Consider the following 14,565-nt stretch of genomic DNA (forward strand, 5'->3'; position numbering starts at 1 on the left):
CGTGATCTGTGCGGGTATGTGGACATCGAGTGCTCCCATGGGGGCCGAGGACGACTGTTGCGTGGGCGTGAACTCCGCGTAACTCGTATTACAAGACACTGGAGCGGGTGACGTCAACCACAGGTTCTGCCGCAGTTAGCGGATGGATACCTACGGAGAGTGATTTTCCTACTGGTGGTTGGGCGCTAATTATCGTATTTTTTCCCGGCTGACCAGGGTTTGTTGCTCCGCCCTGATCGTGTTGCTATTTCGGTTGCTGGTGGGTTTTCTTGTTGACTTGGGTTCGATTACGGTCCGTCATGGCGGGCGTTGCGTCTTGTCCGGTCGACATGCGGCAGGATGTCGACGGCAGCTGGACAAAGGGGGCGAACATGACGCACATCCGCCGCTCGATCCTCGGGTGGGCCGGTGCCGTGCTGGTGCTGGCGGGGTGCAGCGGGGCACCGCAGGCCGCGTTGCCGGCTCCTTCGGCGCCCGCAGGCTTGCCTTCTTCGGCCGCGCCGACGTCGTTCACGGTCGTGGCGACGGGCGACGTGCTGATCCACCCCGCGCTCACCGACCAGGCCGAGGCCGATGGCGGCGGGCAGATCGACTACCGCCAGATCCTCGCGGGCGTCAAGCCGCTCGTGTCCGGGGCCGACCTGGCCATCTGCCACCTCGAGACGCCACTCGCGCCCGAGGGCGGGCCGTACACCGGGTACCCGTCGTTCAGCGCGCCGCCGCAGATCGCCGACGCCATCAAGGACACCGGCTACGACACCTGCTCCACGGCTTCGAACCACACGCTGGACAAGGGCGCGGCCAGCATCACGCGGACGTTGGACAAGCTGGACGAGGTGGGCCTCAAGCACACGGGCTCCGCGCGCTCGGAGGCCGAGGCTTCGCAGCCGCTGATCCTCGACGTCCACGGCGTGAAGGTGGCGCAACTGTCGTTCGCCTTCGGCTTCAACGGCATCAAGGTCCCCGCCGGCAAACCCTGGCTGGCCAACGAAATCGACGCCGACGACATCCTCGCGGCCGCCCACGCCGCCCGCGCGGCCGGCGCCGAGGTCGTGATCGCCAGCCTGCACTGGGGGATCGAGTACCAGCACTCGGTGACAGACGACCAGGCTTCGCTGGCCCGCAAGCTGCTGGCCTCTCCCGACGTCGACCTGATCGTCGGGCATCACGCCCACGTGGTCCAGCCGTTTGAAAAGGTCGAGGGCAAGTGGGTCGCCTACGGCCTCGGCAACGAGATCGCCCGCCACGACGACCCCCGCGGCTCCACCGAAGAAGGCACGGCCGCCCGCTTCACCTTCACGCAGACGGACGGCCACTGGGCCGTGTCCAAGGCGGAGTACCTCCCGACGCTGATCGACCTCGGCCCGCCGATCCGCCTGCGCGACTTGACCTCCGCTCCGCCCACCCCACGCGGCACGGAGGCGCTGGCGAACACCGACGAGGTGGTCCTGTCGCGCGGTGCCGGCGACGACGGCTTGACTCGGCCGGGTAAGTAGCGGGTCCTCAGTCGAGGGGCTGGGAAAGGGTGGCCTTGAGGCGGCGCGCCGCGTCGTCGGCCAGGACCTCGACGCGGTCGTCCAGCAACGCCTGCATGGTCTTCGCCGCGACCTGCGCCGGCTCGATCTTCGGGGCGTCCAGCCACGCGGCGCCGTCGGTGTCCACGTACCCGGCGTGCACGCCCACCACCAGCGTGCCCTGGTCGCGCAGACCTTCGCGCAGCGCGTCGGTCAGCGACCACTGGGCCGCCTTGGACGCCGAGTAGGCGGCGGTTCTCGCGTTGCCCTTCCAGGACGCCACGGAGAGCATGTTGACCAGCGCGCCGCCGCCGTTGCGGGCGAGGACGGGCGCGAACGCCCGCGAGACCGCCCAGGTGCCGAAGAAGTTGACCTCCAGAACCTGCCGGGCGGTGTCCAGTGAGCCGGCAAGCAGTTCGCCGACGTTGCCGAGGATGCCGGCATTGTTGATCACGATCGTGGCGTCGCCCGCCGCGGCCGCGGCGGCCGCGATGTCCTCGGCGCTGGTGACGTCCAGGCGCAGCGGCGTCAGGTCGGGGTCGGTGACCGTCGCCGGGTCTCGTGCACCCGCGTAGACCTTCGCGGCGCCGTGCTCGACGAGCGCGCGGGCGAAGGCGTGGCCGATGCCGCGGTTGGCTCCGGTGACCAGCGCGACAGATCCTTTGATGTCCATGGTGGCTCCCTTCCGGGCGCCACACTATCACTCTGAATACAGATTTAGTACTCAGGCGATGAGAGCTCGCCCAGGGGACTCACCGCGCGAGGATCTCCACGTCGTCGACGGGCACCTCGACCCCGTCCTCGTCGACGAACGCCACTCGCACGGCCTTTCCCGTCGTCTTCGACCGCCGTACGGCCGAAGGCCCGGCCGGCCGCGGCCGGTGCACGTCACCCCACTGCTGCAGCCCGAGGAGCACGACCCGCAGCTCCCTCCCGGCCTCGGTGAGGTGGTAACTCTGCCGCGGACGCGCCCCGATTTCCTGGTACGGCGCGGTTTCCACGACCCCGGCGGCGGTCAGCGTGCGCAGTCGCGCGCTGAGCAGATTGGGGCCGATGCCCAGTGACTCGCGCAGCTCGCTGAACCGCGTCTGGCCGCGGAAGAGCTGGCGCAGGATCAGGAAGGTCCACCGTTCGCCGAGCACTTCCAGGCTTCGCTCGATGGAGCAGGCGGGGTCGTCGGTCAGCTCCTCGGTGGCATTTTGCAGTGGTGCCATAGCAAGCAGAATATCACTTCGCAACCCAGCCGGAGAGAAACGTCGGCGCTCTCGGTCACGCTCGCTTTGCTTCTTCCGGCGGCACGCCGAGGTGGTACCCGAACCGGTTCTCGAGGTCGCCGGGCTGTTGCAAGCCCCGGCCGAACAGCTCGCGAACCCGGGCCGTGGTCTCGAGCCAGGTGAGCGTCTCGCCGAACTTCGCCTGGCTTTCCACGAGATGCCGCACGTCGGGCAGGGTCGTCCGGTTGACGAGGGTCTTGGCCGCGGCGATGGGCTGCCGGCCGAACGACGCGATGCGCCTCGCGAGGGCGTCGACGTACTCGTCGAGTTCGGCGTCGGGCACGGCTCGGTTGACGTAGCCGACCACGGATCTTCGCGATGCTGATCACGGGCGACGTGGTGAGCCGGGTGGTGATGTCGAGCCCCGTGGGCAGCCCGGTGGGCCTTGGGCGCGAGCGACTTCGGTCGACGCGCCGCTCATGGCGAAGTGCGCGAGGAAGAAGTCTTCGACATCGCTGTCGAACACCGCGGCGACGCGCAGGAACGGCGTGCTCGTGCCTCGGGGGAGTGGCACGAGCACGCCGGGGCCGGGCCGCCGCCGGTCAGTGGTCGCGGCGGGTGATGTGGTGGGCCAGCAAGGTCAGTTCCGCCGCGGGGCGCGGGGCGGGCGCCGTGGCGGCCAGGGACGACAAAGCCGAAGCCAGCAACCGCTCGGCTTCCGCGGAGCTCCACGAACGTCCGCCCGCCGACTCGACCAAGACCGCGGCCCGGGCCAGTTCGGCCGGGGACAGCGGCGCCTCCTGCCGGTACAGCTCCGCCAGCTCCCCGGCGGCCGCCGTCTCCGAAGCGAGGGCCGCCACGACCGGCAGGGACTTCTTCCGGTTCTGCAGGTCCGAGTACACCGGTTTCCCCGTCACGGCCGGGTCGCCCCAGATGCCGAGCAGGTCGTCGACGTGTTGGAAGGCCAGGCCGAGGGAGCGGCCGAAGGCGCCGAGTTCCGAGACGTGCGTGCCGCGGCCGCCGACGACCAGGACGCCCAGGGTGCAGGCGGCGCCGAGCAAGGCGCCCGTCTTGCCTTCGGCCATGCGGATGCAGGAGGCCCGGTCGACCGACGCCCGTCGTTCGAAGGCGAGGTCCTCGTTCTGGCCGTGGAGCAGGTCCAGCACCGCCGTGCTCAGGACGCGAGCAGCGGCGGGGCCGTCCGTGGCCAGGACGTCGAAGGCCAACGTCAGCAACGCGTCCCCCGCGAGGATGGCGGGGCTGGTGCCGAACACGGTCCACGCGGTCGCCCGGTGGCGGCGGGTCTCGTCGCCGTCCATGACGTCGTCGTGGAGCAGCGAGAAGTTGTGCACCAGCTCCACCGCCACGGCGGCGGCGATCGCGTCGGCCGGGTCGCCGCCCGCGGCCTCCGCGGACAGCAGCACCAGCGCCGGCCGCAGGGCTTTGCCGGCCGGGACGGCCGACGCGGCGCCCGACGCGTCCCACCAGCCGAAGTGGTAGCCGGCGATGCGGCGCATCGAGTCGGGCAGCCGGTCGACCGCCGCGCGCATCGCCGGCTCCCACAGGTCCCGGCTCCACGCCAGCACCTCCGGCACCGTCCGCGCCCGGGCGTCCACTGTGGTCATACATCCCCTCCGAACGGAAAAACGAAGCTCAGCGCCCGATCTCGACGTCGTCGAGCACTCCCAGCGCGTCTGGCACCAGCACCGCGGCCGAGTGGTACGCACTGACCAGGTACGAAGTCACGGCCCGGTCGCTGATGCCCATGAACCGCACGTTCAGCCCCGGCTGGTACTCGTCCGGCAACGCCGCCGGCCGCAGCCCGATCACACCCGCGTCCTCCTCGCCGGTGCGCATGACGAGGATCGACGTGGTGCCCTGCGGCGAGATCGGGATCTTGTCGCACGGCAGCAGCGGCACCCCGCGCCACGTCGTCACCCGGCGCCCGTCGAGCACCGCGTTCGCCGGGTACAGGCCCCGCGCCGTGCACTCGCGCCCGAACGCGGCGATCGCCTTGGGGTGCGCCAGGAAGAACCGCGACTTGCGCCGCCGGCACAGCAGCTCGTCGAGGTCGTCGGGCGTCGGCGGGCCGCTGCGTGTGGTCACGCGCTGGCCGAGGTCCGCGTTGTGCAACAGCCCGAAGTCCGTGCTGTTCACCAGCTCGTGCTCCTGCCGCTCCCGCAACGCCTCCACGGTCAGCCGCAGCTGCTGCTCCAGCTGGTTCATCGGCTGGTTGTACAGATCGGTCACGCGGTTGTGCGTGCGCAGGATCGTCTGCGCCACCGCGAGCTCGTACTCCCGCGGCGCGGGGTCGTAGTCGACGTAGGTACCCGGCAGCGCGACCTCGCCGTCGTGCCCGGCGGACAGGTCGATGCTCGCCTCGCCTGCCTTGTTGTGCTCGCGCCGCGGGCCGGCCAGCACCTCGGCGATGTGCGCGCGCAGGCTTTCGGCGCGCCCGTTGAGCCGCTCGAACGCCTCCGCCGGCAGCGCCAGCACGATGCAGCGAGTGGCCGCGCGAGCGGTGAACTTCCAGTCACCCGCCGAACCGCCCAGCAGCTCGCCGCCGAAGTGGTCGCCGGCGGTGAGGGTGCCGAGGTTCGCCTCCTCGCCGTACGAACCGGGTGCGGTGCGCGAAACCTTGTCGAACGCCACCAGCACCACCGAGTCGAGCGGCGAACCCGCCGTCACGATGGTGTCGCCCGGCTCGTACTCGCGCTGTTCGAAGCGCTCGGCCAGCGCGGACAGCGCGTCGGCGTCGGCGAACCCGCGCAGCAGCGGCAGTTCCGCCAGCTCCGCGGGGACCACCTGCACCCGCGCGCCGGTGTTGAAGAAGCTCACCCGGCCGTCGCCGACGGTGTAGGTCAGCCGGCGGTTCACGCGGTACGAACCGGCCGGCACCTCCACCCACGGCAGCTGCGACAGCAGCCACCGCGGGGTGATGCCGCGCATCTGCGGCAGCGACTTGGTAGTGGTGGCCAGGGTCCGGGCCGCGCGCGTGGAGAGGGAAAGCGGCGGCTCTTCGGTCACGGTCATGCGGTTCCTCGCTTGGTGGGCTCAGCTTCGGGAGGTCTCTGGGACGCGGGCCTCGGCACGATCCGCAGCGCGCTCGTGCCCAGGCCCGTCGGCCCGAACGCCGACGGGGGCAGTGGCGCCGACCCGGGCCGCACGGGGGCGGCCTCGGGCGGGCGCGGCGGGGTGGCGGGCGGGGCCATGCTCAGTCACCGCGCCCGATCTCGGCGTTCTCCAGCACGGCCAGCGCGTCGGGCACCAGCACGGCGGCGGAGTAGTAGGCGCTGACCAGGTACGACATGATCGCCTGCTCACTGATGCCCATGAACCGCACGTTCAGCCCCGGCTGGTACTCGTCGGGCAGCCCGGTCTGGTGCAGACCGACGACACCCTGCGACTGCTCTCCGGTGCGCAGGAGCAGCACAGAGCTGGTGCGCGTGTCGGTGACCGGAATCTTGTTGCACGGCAACACGGGCACGCCGCGCCACGCCGGCACCTGGTGCCCGCCGAGGTCCACGGCGTCGGGGTACACGCCGCGCCGGCTGCACTCGCGGCCGAACGCCGCGATCGTCTTCGGGTGCGCCAGGAAGACCGCGGGATCCTTCCACACCAGGGAAAGCAGGTCGTCGAAGTCGTCCGGCGTCGGCGGGCCGGTGCGGGTCGACACGCGCTGGGAGTAGTCCGCGTTGTGCAGCAGCCCGAAGTCGCGGTTGTTGACCAGCTCGTGCTCCTGCCGCTCGCGCAGGGCCTCGACCGTGAGCCGCAGCTGCTGCTCGATCTGGTTCATCGGCTGGTTGTAGAGGTCGGCGACGCGGCTGTGCACACGCAGCACGGTCTGCGCCACGCTCAGCTCGTACTCGCGCGGCGAGCTGTCGTAGTCCACGAACGTGCCGGGCAGCTGTGGTTCGCCGTCGTGCCCGGATGCGACGTCGATCACCGCCTCGCCGTGGTCGTTGGCCGGCCCGGCCGAACCGGCGGCGACGGCGTCGAGGTGCTCGCGCAGCGCGTCGGAGCGGTCGAGCACGCCCTGGAACTCGCTGCGGGACAGGGAAAGTACGGTGCACGCGGTCACGGCCTTCGCCGTGTACTCCCAGATCCCGTCGGCGTTGGTGAGCACGGCATCGCCGAAGTAGTCGCCGTCGGCCAGTGTGCCGAGCACCGTCTGGTCGCCGTACGCGCCGGTGCCGACCTTGCTGATCTTGCCGTGCGCCACGAGGAAGATCTGGTCGGCCTGGTGGCCGAACTCCACGAGCGCGTCGCCGGGGGAGTACTCGTGCTGCACGAACCGGCCGGCCAGCTCGATGAGCACCTCTTCGTCGTCGAAACCGCGCAGCGCCGGCAGTTCACCCAGCTCCGGCGGGATCACGCGGACCTCGGCGCCGGTGGTGGTGAACGTGACGCGGCCGTCGCCCACCGCGTAGCTCAGCCGGCGGTTCACGCGGTACGCGCCGCCCGAAACCTCCACCCACGGCAGCACCTTGAGAAGCCACCGCGTGGTGATGCCCTGCATCTGCGGAACGGACTTGGTCGTCGTCGCGAGCGTGCGGGCCGCGGCCCGGCCCAGGCTCAGTTGCGGTTGTTCCTGATTCGCGGAGTCCACGGGGTCCGTGACGGTCACAGCGAAAACCACCTATCGTCGGATTTCGGACGTGTGAGAAAGTTTCCAGCACGAATTGGAGTTCGTTATCCTGCTGCAATTCATTCGGGTCGGCACCGCGGAATCAACATAGCAAGCCGGCCTCGCCCGACAATCCCACGATCGGGTAACCGGGCCGGTTCACCTGTTTGCCAGAACGGGTAATCGGACATTCCAGTTGCTGTTGTTGGCGCGCCAGTTTCAGACGATCTTGATCGGTACCGCGTTCGTCACCCTCGGTCGACAGGACTCACCCGGACGGGAAGTTCGACCGAAGATCGCCGGTGTACCCCAGGTGAACGGGCATATCCAGAGCAGGTGTTCCAACTTTCAACTGCTCCGTTCCAGTGATCATCGGGCGCGTCGCAGGGCCACTCGAATGAACCGAACTGTCGCTTCTTGTCGCCTGGGAATCAGATGACTAACTTGAGCGGGCCCACTTCCGGTAATTCGCCGAACAATGGTGGATCCAGTGGGCTTCGAGTGTGAAAGGGGTCAGATGAGCGTCTACCTGACCGGGATCTTCTGGGTGGTCGGAGCGGCTGTCGTCGGCGGCGGTATCGGCTATCTGGTGAGGCGGTTTGGCTGGGATGAAGGTCGTCGTGACAACAACGATGCGGCCGGTCAGGTGTTCACCATTGTCGGCGGGCTCCACGCGGTTCTGGTGGCGTTCGTGCTGATCTCGCTCTTCGACGCCGTGGGCACCGCGCGCGACGGTTCCTACACGGAGGCCGACAGCCTCGTTTCCATGACCTGGGCCGCCGAAGCGCTGCCCGGTGACACCGGCCAACGCGTGCAACAGCTCGCCACTGCGTACGCCACTACCGTGCAGCGCCAGGAATGGCCGCGCCTGGCCGACGGCGGCACGATCCCGGACACCGGCTGGACGCAGCTCGACCAGATGCGCCGCACCATCGCCGGCGCGCAGGCGACCGACGACTGGGAGAACGACCGCAAGACCGAGGCCGCCAACGACCTGTGGCAGGTCTACCAGGCCCGGCAGGCGCGCCTCACCGACGCCGCCACGAGCGGGGTCGGCTCCGTGGTGTGGTTCGCGTTGATCCTCGGCAGCCTGATTTCCGTGCTGCTGCCCAACCTCTTCGGCGGCACGCGCATGGCGGCGCACCTGGTGATCGTGTCGACGCTGGCCGGCACGATCGCGTTGCTGCTCTACGCGATCTTCCAGCTGCAGAACCCGTTCGCCGGCGGCGCGAGCATCCAGCCCGACGCGTTCAGCTCGGCACTGGCGCGACTGGGCTGACCGCGGTGCGCATTCCCCGTTTCCTCCCGGTGGTGGCCGCCGCGGTCGCCGTGTCGGCGCTGCTCGTGGCGTCGGGGTGGCTCGAACCACCCGGCCGGACCCACCCGGCCGCGCCGGCGACGTGCCCGGTTCTCCAGGTGGAGAGCCAGAACTCGCACTCGTCGTCGTTCGTCCGGCTCACGTTGCCGACCGGGCAGCGGCAGTCGCTCGGCGACCCCGGCTACACGATCAACGCGATGGCCTACTCCGCCTCGCAGGGCGTGGTCTACGGCGTGGCCGACGGTCCGACCTCGGGCCACTTCCACGACGGCGCCCACGCGGTGCGGATCGACGCAGCGGGCCACGTGACCGACCTCGGCGGGGTGTTCCGCGCCGGCGCGCGCCACGGCATCTGGAGCTGGGCGACGGGTTCCACGGGCGGCGCCATGGCCGGCAACTCGTGGTACCTGCTGCACGCCAACAGTCTGTACACAGTGGACGTCGACCCGGCCAGTCCCCACTACCTCGACGTGGTCGCGCACCAGGTGCTTCGGCCCGTCGTCCTGTCCGCCGGCGTCGACGACTTCGCCTACAACTCGGCGGACGGCTTGCTCTACGGTGTCTCGGTCACGGCCGCGGGCCACGGCTCGGTGGTCACGATCAACCCGCGCGACGGCCGCGTCGCCATCGTGCCGGGCCTGAAGTTCCCGCTCGCCACGGCGTACGGCTCGGTCGTGTTCGGACCGGACGGTGCCCTCTACGCGACGGCGAACCGCATCGGCCACCGCAGCGTGACCTACCGGCTGCCGCGCGATGGCTCCGGCGGGGCGCAGGAGATCAGCACCGGACCCGAGCTCTACACCTCCGACGCGGCCGGGTGCCTCGCCGGGGCAACCGCGCCGCCTCCGCCACCCCCACCGCCTCCGCCGCCCGCGCGACTGGATCCCCCACCGTCGTCGGACTCGGTGAAACCTTCGCAGACGGCGGAAGAACCACCACCTTCACCACCGGTGCTCGCGGAACAGTCGCCGGCGGTGCCCCCGCCGCCGAACGCGACTTCGCCCGCCCCGATCGTCGCCTCGACCTCGGTCGCGCCGCCGACGAAGTTCCGTCCTGTCGCGACTCCGCAACCGGCGGTGGCCGACGCCGGCCACCGCGTGGAGAAACAACGCAGGTGGAGCGTCGCCGTGCTGGTGCTCGTGATCGGCGGCGGAGCGGCGGCCGCGCATGTGAGACGAGGCCGTTAACGCGGGCGTCGCCTCGAAGACGGCGGTTGTCCAACTCCGTTAACCAGACTCCTCCTCCGGCGTCGTGTGACGCCGGAGGAGGAGAAAACGGATGAAGCGCGTGAGAATCGGGGTCGCCGCGGGGATCCTCGCCCTGCCGCTGCTGGCCACCGGCACGGCGTCGGCGCACGGAGGCGGAGGGCACGCCGAGTTCGCCGCCCGCGACGACCACTACGGGACCCGAGCCGGCCGATCGCTGCAGGTCCACGGCGACGGCGTACTCGGCAACGACAGCCGCGGCGGCGCGAGCGGCGCCATCGTGCGGCACACCGCGCCGGCACACGGATCCCTGACCCTCGACCCCAGCGGGTCGTTCAGCTACACGCCCGCGCCGGGCTTCCACGGCCGTGACACCTTCACGTACTCCGTGTCGGACGCGGTGCAGCTCTACCCGACCTCCCTGCCGCCGCTGGCGACCATCGGCGGCGTGAAGCTCACCGGTGGTGCCTACGGTTCCGCGCTCACGCCGGTGCCGGGCTCGCGCGACGAGTTCTACGGCCTCACCGACCGCGGCCCGAACGTCGACGCGCCGGACGGGGCCAAGGTGGAGCCGCTGCCCGCGTTCGACCCGGCCATCGGCAAGTTCCGCCTCAAGGACGGCAAGGCCGTGCTCGAGAAGCGGATCCCGTTGCGCGCCAAGGACGGTTCGCCGTACAACGGGCAGGTCAGCACGGCCGCCGACACCGGCGAGACGATCGTGGGCCTCGACGGGAAGCCGTTGCCGGCCACTCCCAACGGCTACGACTCCGAGGGTCTCGTCGCCGAACGCGACGGCACGTTCTGGGTGTCCGATGAGTACGGTCCCTTCATCACGCACTTCCGCGCCGACGGCCGCGCGATCGAGCGGCTCTCGCCGTTCGACGGCTCGCTGCCCCAGGAGCTGAAGTACCGCGTGCCCAACAAGGGCATGGAAGGCCTCGCGCTCACGCCGGACGGCAAGACGCTCGTGGGCATCATGCAGTCGGCCCTGCAGCAGCCGGACCTCACGAAGAAGCCCGGCAACGTGACCACCCTGCGGATCGTCACGGTCGACCTGCGCACGCGCGCGACGCACGAGTACCTGTACCTGCTGCAGGACCCGGACGACACGGGCACGGCGGTCAGCGAGATCACCGCGCTGTCGTCGACGAAGTTCCTCGTGGACGAACGCGACGGCAACTTCGAACCCGGTGCGTTCAAGAAGATCTACGAGATCGACCTGCGCGGCGCGACCGACGTCGGGCCGAAGGCGAAGGTGGCCGGTGCCGCCTACGACTCCGCCAAGGGCGGGCTGCTCGTGGGCGACAAGCAGTCGAGCATCGACGCCTACGTCGGCAAGGACACCACCGAGGAGGCCACTGCGGATCTCGCCAAGGTGGGGATCACGCCGGTGGCGAAGAAGCTGTACCTGGACCTCGGTGCGCTGGTGACCGGGTTCGACCCGACCGGCGGCTTTTTCGGCCACGACAAGGTGGAGGGCGTCGCGACCACCGACGGCGGCCGCACCCTCGTGGTCAGCAACGACAACGACTTCGGCATCGACGGCCTTTCGAACACTGCGCCGCCGTACGCGCTCCACGCCAAGATCCTGCCCAACGGCCGGCAGGACGACGGGGAGTACTTGAAGATCGACACGACGAAGCTGCCCGCCCGCGTCACCACGGCCACGGTCACCATCGACGTGCGCTGAGTTCCCGTTTCACGGCAAGGCACTGCTCGTCGCAACGCACTGCACGGCCGGGGCTCCCGCTGCGGGGGTCCCGGCCGTCAGTATTTGAACTGGTCCACGTTGTCCTGCGTGATCAGCAGTGGGTCGCCGAGCAGCATGGTCTTCGAGCGCCCGTCGTACTTCACCGCGGGCAGTTCGAGGCTCACGTTGTTGCTGGGGCCGAACGAACGGCCCTGCACCAGCTGCTCCGCCGCCCACGCGGTGAGGTAACCCAGCGATTCGACGTTCCACAGCACCGACATCGAGCAGGAACCGTCGAGCAGGTACGGCTTCATCGTCTGCGGGGTGCCCGTGCCGACGGTGTAGACGCGGCCGATCTTCTGCTGGTCCCGCACCGCCTGCGCGACGCCCGGCGCCGACGTGGTGCACTCGCCGATCAGGCCCGTCAGGTCGGGGTGGCGGTCGAGGACCTGCTTCGCGAGCTCGGTCGCGGTTGTCGTGTCCTCACCGGCGTAGACGGTCTCCACCAGCTGCGCCTTCGGGTATCGCTCGGCCGCGTAGGTCTGCTCGACGGAGATCCACGCGTTGAGGTTCGCCGCGGTCCGCCCGCACGAGACGATGGCGAACTTGCCGCTGCCGCCCGTTTTCGCCATGAGCGAGTCGACGAGCGCGGTGCCGACGCCCTCGGGGGAGGCCTGGTTCACGAACACCTCGCGCTGCGATTGCGGCGCGTCGGTGTCGGTGGTGAGCACGTGGACGCCCTTGGCGCGGGCGTCGGCGATCGCGGGCGCGAGGGCCGCGGGGTCGTTGGGCGCCACGGCGATCACGTCGACGTGCTGGTTCACGAGGTCGTGCAGGATGGCGGTCTGGGCCGCCGGGTCGACCGTCGCGGGGCCGCGCGTGATCCACTGCGCGCCGAGCTGTTCGGCGGCTTCCCGGCCGCCCGCGTTCATGGCGTCGAAGTACGCGATGCCCGCGACCTTCGGCACGAAGGCGATCCGGACCGAAGTCCGGTCGTCGGCCGCCGACGTCCTGAGTGCCGACGAACAGCTGCCGAGTCCCACCACCGCCGTGAGCAGCAGCGCGACGCCCAGCACGAGCGTCTTGGTCGGCCTTCGCATCCCACCAGTCCTTCGGTTTCACGGTCTGCGCACCGCCGGCGACCTGGAGTGAACGTAAGGGAGCGTGTTCACGGTGGTCAACCGGTCGTGTGCAAAGGGTTACGGAAGTGAGTTCAACGGTGATCTTGGGGATATACCCGTTTGGGGTATGTGGTTAGACTGCTCCCGATGACTCGACCGCTCCGCGGGTTCCCGCTTCCGGCCCCGGCGCGTTGGCTGTTGCTCGGCGCGCTGGTCTTCGGTGTGCTCGCGATGCACCACGTCCCGGCGCCGCACGGTGGCGGGATGGGCGGGATGCCGGCGGTGTCCGTCGCGCATTCGCCGATGGACGCGCCCGTGGTGGTGACAGACCCGGTGGCGGTGGTGCCGGTGCCGGTGATGTCGACGTCCGGGGATCCGATTGCCGCTCCGCCCGCGAGCGACGGTGGCCACGCGATGCTGCACCTGTGCCTCGCGGTGCTGCTGGCCGCGGCGGGCCTGCTGCTCGTATTGGCCTGGCTGCGCCGGCGTCGCGAGCGTGCGGTGCCCGGTTCGGTCGAACGCGGGACCGGCGGGTTCGCCCGGGCGCCGCCTTCGCGAACGGGCCGGGAACTCCTCACCGCCTCCTGCGCACTGCGGATCTGATCGGGCACGCGCTCCATCGTGTCCGAACTCCGTCGTACCCAGTGAGGAAAGAAAACGTCATGAATCGCAAGTTCCTGGCGGGCATCGTGGCGCCCGCGATCGCCGCCGTGCTCGTCGGCTGCTCGTCGCAACCGGCCGCCCCGACCGCTGACCACAACGCCGCGGACGTCACGTTCGCGCAGGACATGGTCCCGCACCACCGCCAGGCCGTGGAGATGTCCGTGCCGGTGCCGCAGCACACCGGCGACCAGCGCGTGGTCAAGCTGGCCCAGCAGATCCAGCAGGCCCAGCAGCCCGAGATCGACCAGCTCACGGCGTGGCTGAAGGCCTGGGGCGCGCCAGCGCCTTCGACGATGGGCGGCACGGACCACGGCCGGATGTCCGGGATGGACCACGGCCGGATGCCCGGCATGGTCGACACCGCGGGTCTCGACCAGCTGCGTGACGCGGCCTACGACCGCAAGTGGCTCGAGCTGATGATCGAGCACCACTCGGGTGCCGTCGCGATGGCGCGCACCGAGCTGGCCCAGGGGAGCAGCGCGGCCGCGAAGGCCATGGCCCAGCGGATCGCCGACACCCAGGAGGCCGAGATCACCACGATGAAGTCGCTCCTCGCCGGCTGAGCGCAGGGTCGAGATACCCTAAGGGGGTATAGTGGACGACATGACTGACCACCAGCACGGCGCGTCCTGGTCCACCGCGATCCAGGCGACGCTGCACTGCCTCACCGGCTGTGCCATCGGTGAGGTGCTCGGCATGGTTCTCGGCACCGCGTTCGGGCTGCACAACGCGGCCACCGTGGTGCTGTCTATCGTGCTCGCGTTCGTCTTCGGCTACGGCCTGACGATGCGCGGAGTCCTGAAGTCGGGCCTGGCCTTCTCGGCGGCGTTCAAGGTCGCGCTGGCCGCCGACACCGTGTCGATCGCCGTAATGGAGATCGTCGACAACCTCGTGATCGTCGTGGTCCCGGGCGCGATGGACGCGGGCCTGGCGACGGCGCTGTTCTGGCTGTCGCTGCTGTTCTCGCTCGTCGTCGCCTTCGTGATCACGGTGCCGGTCAACAAGTGGATGATCGGCCGGGGCAAGGGGCACGCGGTGGTCCACGCGCACCACCACCACTGAGTGGTCCGGACCGGGGTGAGCCCGTGGTTCACTCCGGTCCGGAGCGTGGAATAGCGGGTTCACATCCATGAACAATTCACAACCGTGAAAGCACGCTTTGGCGGGTGTACAACCACATGACCGTCATGTAAAACTCAGGCGGCCTTCTCGT

General features: G+C 69.8%; 14 protein-coding genes. 7 read left to right on the top strand and 7 right to left on the bottom strand.

Going from position 1 to position 14,565, the window contains the following annotated elements; translation table 11 throughout:
• Window positions 1-371: 371 nt before the first annotated feature.
• The gene (locus AB0878_RS11990; protein ID WP_366579062.1) at window positions 372-1,496 is read left to right on the top strand and encodes a CapA family protein; all 1,125 of its coding nucleotides are present in this window, start codon (window positions 372-374) and stop codon (window positions 1,494-1,496) included.
• Between the two features lie 7 nt (window positions 1,497-1,503).
• Here AB0878_RS11990 and AB0878_RS11995 read toward each other — a convergent pair whose 3' ends face one another.
• The 6 genes from AB0878_RS11995 to AB0878_RS12020 form a co-directional block, all read right to left on the bottom strand.
• Window positions 1,504-2,187, bottom strand: coding sequence for an SDR family oxidoreductase (locus AB0878_RS11995; protein ID WP_366579064.1), 684 nt, complete (start codon window positions 2,185-2,187; stop codon window positions 1,504-1,506).
• Window positions 2,188-2,266: 79 nt separating this feature from the next.
• Window positions 2,267-2,728: a helix-turn-helix domain-containing protein gene (locus AB0878_RS12000; protein WP_366579066.1), complete on the bottom strand. Its 462-nt coding sequence runs from the start codon at window positions 2,726-2,728 to the stop codon at window positions 2,267-2,269.
• Window positions 2,729-2,783: 55 nt separating this feature from the next.
• Window positions 2,784-3,095: a hypothetical protein gene (locus AB0878_RS12005; protein ID WP_366579068.1), complete on the bottom strand. Its 312-nt coding sequence runs from the start codon at window positions 3,093-3,095 to the stop codon at window positions 2,784-2,786.
• Window positions 3,096-3,330: 235 nt separating this feature from the next.
• Window positions 3,331-4,353, bottom strand: coding sequence for a family 2 encapsulin nanocompartment cargo protein polyprenyl transferase (locus tag AB0878_RS12010; RefSeq protein ID WP_366579070.1), 1,023 nt, complete (start codon window positions 4,351-4,353; stop codon window positions 3,331-3,333).
• Between the two features lie 28 nt (window positions 4,354-4,381).
• Window positions 4,382-5,761: a family 2B encapsulin nanocompartment shell protein gene (locus tag AB0878_RS12015; protein ID WP_366579071.1), complete on the bottom strand. Its 1,380-nt coding sequence runs from the start codon at window positions 5,759-5,761 to the stop codon at window positions 4,382-4,384.
• 181 nt (window positions 5,762-5,942) lie between these two features.
• Entirely contained in the window at window positions 5,943-7,355 is a 1,413-nt protein-coding gene (locus AB0878_RS12020) for a family 2B encapsulin nanocompartment shell protein (RefSeq protein ID WP_366579073.1), read from the bottom strand.
• A 517-nt stretch (window positions 7,356-7,872) separates the two neighbouring features.
• Here AB0878_RS12020 and AB0878_RS12025 point away from each other — a divergent pair.
• From AB0878_RS12025 to AB0878_RS12035, 3 genes are all read left to right on the top strand, one after another.
• Complete coding sequence (locus tag AB0878_RS12025) at window positions 7,873-8,634, top strand: hypothetical protein (protein ID WP_366579074.1); 762 nt, start codon at window positions 7,873-7,875, stop codon at window positions 8,632-8,634.
• Window positions 8,635-8,639: 5 nt separating this feature from the next.
• Window positions 8,640-9,860 (top strand): hypothetical protein, encoded by a 1,221-nt coding sequence (locus tag AB0878_RS12030; RefSeq protein WP_366579076.1) that lies wholly within the window; start codon window positions 8,640-8,642, stop codon window positions 9,858-9,860.
• Window positions 9,861-9,951: 91 nt separating this feature from the next.
• Complete coding sequence (locus AB0878_RS12035; protein WP_366579077.1) at window positions 9,952-11,568, top strand: esterase-like activity of phytase family protein; 1,617 nt, start codon at window positions 9,952-9,954, stop codon at window positions 11,566-11,568.
• Window positions 11,569-11,645: 77 nt separating this feature from the next.
• Here AB0878_RS12035 and AB0878_RS12040 read toward each other — a convergent pair whose 3' ends face one another.
• Complete coding sequence (locus tag AB0878_RS12040) at window positions 11,646-12,668, bottom strand: autoinducer 2 ABC transporter substrate-binding protein (protein WP_366579078.1); 1,023 nt, start codon at window positions 12,666-12,668, stop codon at window positions 11,646-11,648.
• A gap of 168 nt (window positions 12,669-12,836) precedes the next feature.
• Between AB0878_RS12040 and AB0878_RS12045 the strand changes: the two genes are divergently transcribed.
• The 3 genes from AB0878_RS12045 to AB0878_RS12055 are packed head-to-tail and all read left to right on the top strand — an operon-like array spanning window position 12,837 to window position 14,414.
• On the top strand, window positions 12,837-13,292 hold the full coding sequence (locus AB0878_RS12045; protein ID WP_366579079.1) for a hypothetical protein: 456 nt from the start codon (window positions 12,837-12,839) through the stop codon (window positions 13,290-13,292).
• Window positions 13,293-13,351: 59 nt separating this feature from the next.
• The gene (locus AB0878_RS12050; protein ID WP_366579081.1) at window positions 13,352-13,915 is read left to right on the top strand and encodes a DUF305 domain-containing protein; all 564 of its coding nucleotides are present in this window, start codon (window positions 13,352-13,354) and stop codon (window positions 13,913-13,915) included.
• Window positions 13,916-13,955: 40 nt separating this feature from the next.
• On the top strand, window positions 13,956-14,414 hold the full coding sequence (locus AB0878_RS12055) for a DUF4396 domain-containing protein (RefSeq protein ID WP_366579083.1): 459 nt from the start codon (window positions 13,956-13,958) through the stop codon (window positions 14,412-14,414).
• Window positions 14,415-14,565: the final 151 nt, after the last annotated feature.

Origin of the sequence: Amycolatopsis sp. NPDC047767 (assembly GCF_040704195.1) — a bacterium.
Taxonomy (GTDB): domain Bacteria; phylum Actinomycetota; class Actinomycetes; order Mycobacteriales; family Pseudonocardiaceae; genus Amycolatopsis.

Coding starts and splice junctions, on each gene's coding strand:
- AB0878_RS11990 (WP_366579062.1), top strand. CDS start 372: ATGACGCACATCCGCCGCTCGATCCTCGGGTGGGCCGGTGCCGTGCTG.
- AB0878_RS11995 (WP_366579064.1), bottom strand. CDS start 2,187: ATGGACATCAAAGGATCTGTCGCGCTGGTCACCGGAGCCAACCGCGGC.
- AB0878_RS12000 (WP_366579066.1), bottom strand. CDS start 2,728: ATGGCACCACTGCAAAATGCCACCGAGGAGCTGACCGACGACCCCGCC.
- AB0878_RS12010 (WP_366579070.1), bottom strand. CDS start 4,353: ATGACCACAGTGGACGCCCGGGCGCGGACGGTGCCGGAGGTGCTGGCG.
- AB0878_RS12015 (WP_366579071.1), bottom strand. CDS start 5,761: ATGACCGTGACCGAAGAGCCGCCGCTTTCCCTCTCCACGCGCGCGGCC.
- AB0878_RS12025 (WP_366579074.1), top strand. CDS start 7,873: ATGAGCGTCTACCTGACCGGGATCTTCTGGGTGGTCGGAGCGGCTGTC.
- AB0878_RS12035 (WP_366579077.1), top strand. CDS start 9,952: ATGAAGCGCGTGAGAATCGGGGTCGCCGCGGGGATCCTCGCCCTGCCG.
- AB0878_RS12040 (WP_366579078.1), bottom strand. CDS start 12,668: ATGCGAAGGCCGACCAAGACGCTCGTGCTGGGCGTCGCGCTGCTGCTC.
- AB0878_RS12045 (WP_366579079.1), top strand. CDS start 12,837: ATGACTCGACCGCTCCGCGGGTTCCCGCTTCCGGCCCCGGCGCGTTGG.
- AB0878_RS12050 (WP_366579081.1), top strand. CDS start 13,352: ATGAATCGCAAGTTCCTGGCGGGCATCGTGGCGCCCGCGATCGCCGCC.
- AB0878_RS12055 (WP_366579083.1), top strand. CDS start 13,956: ATGACTGACCACCAGCACGGCGCGTCCTGGTCCACCGCGATCCAGGCG.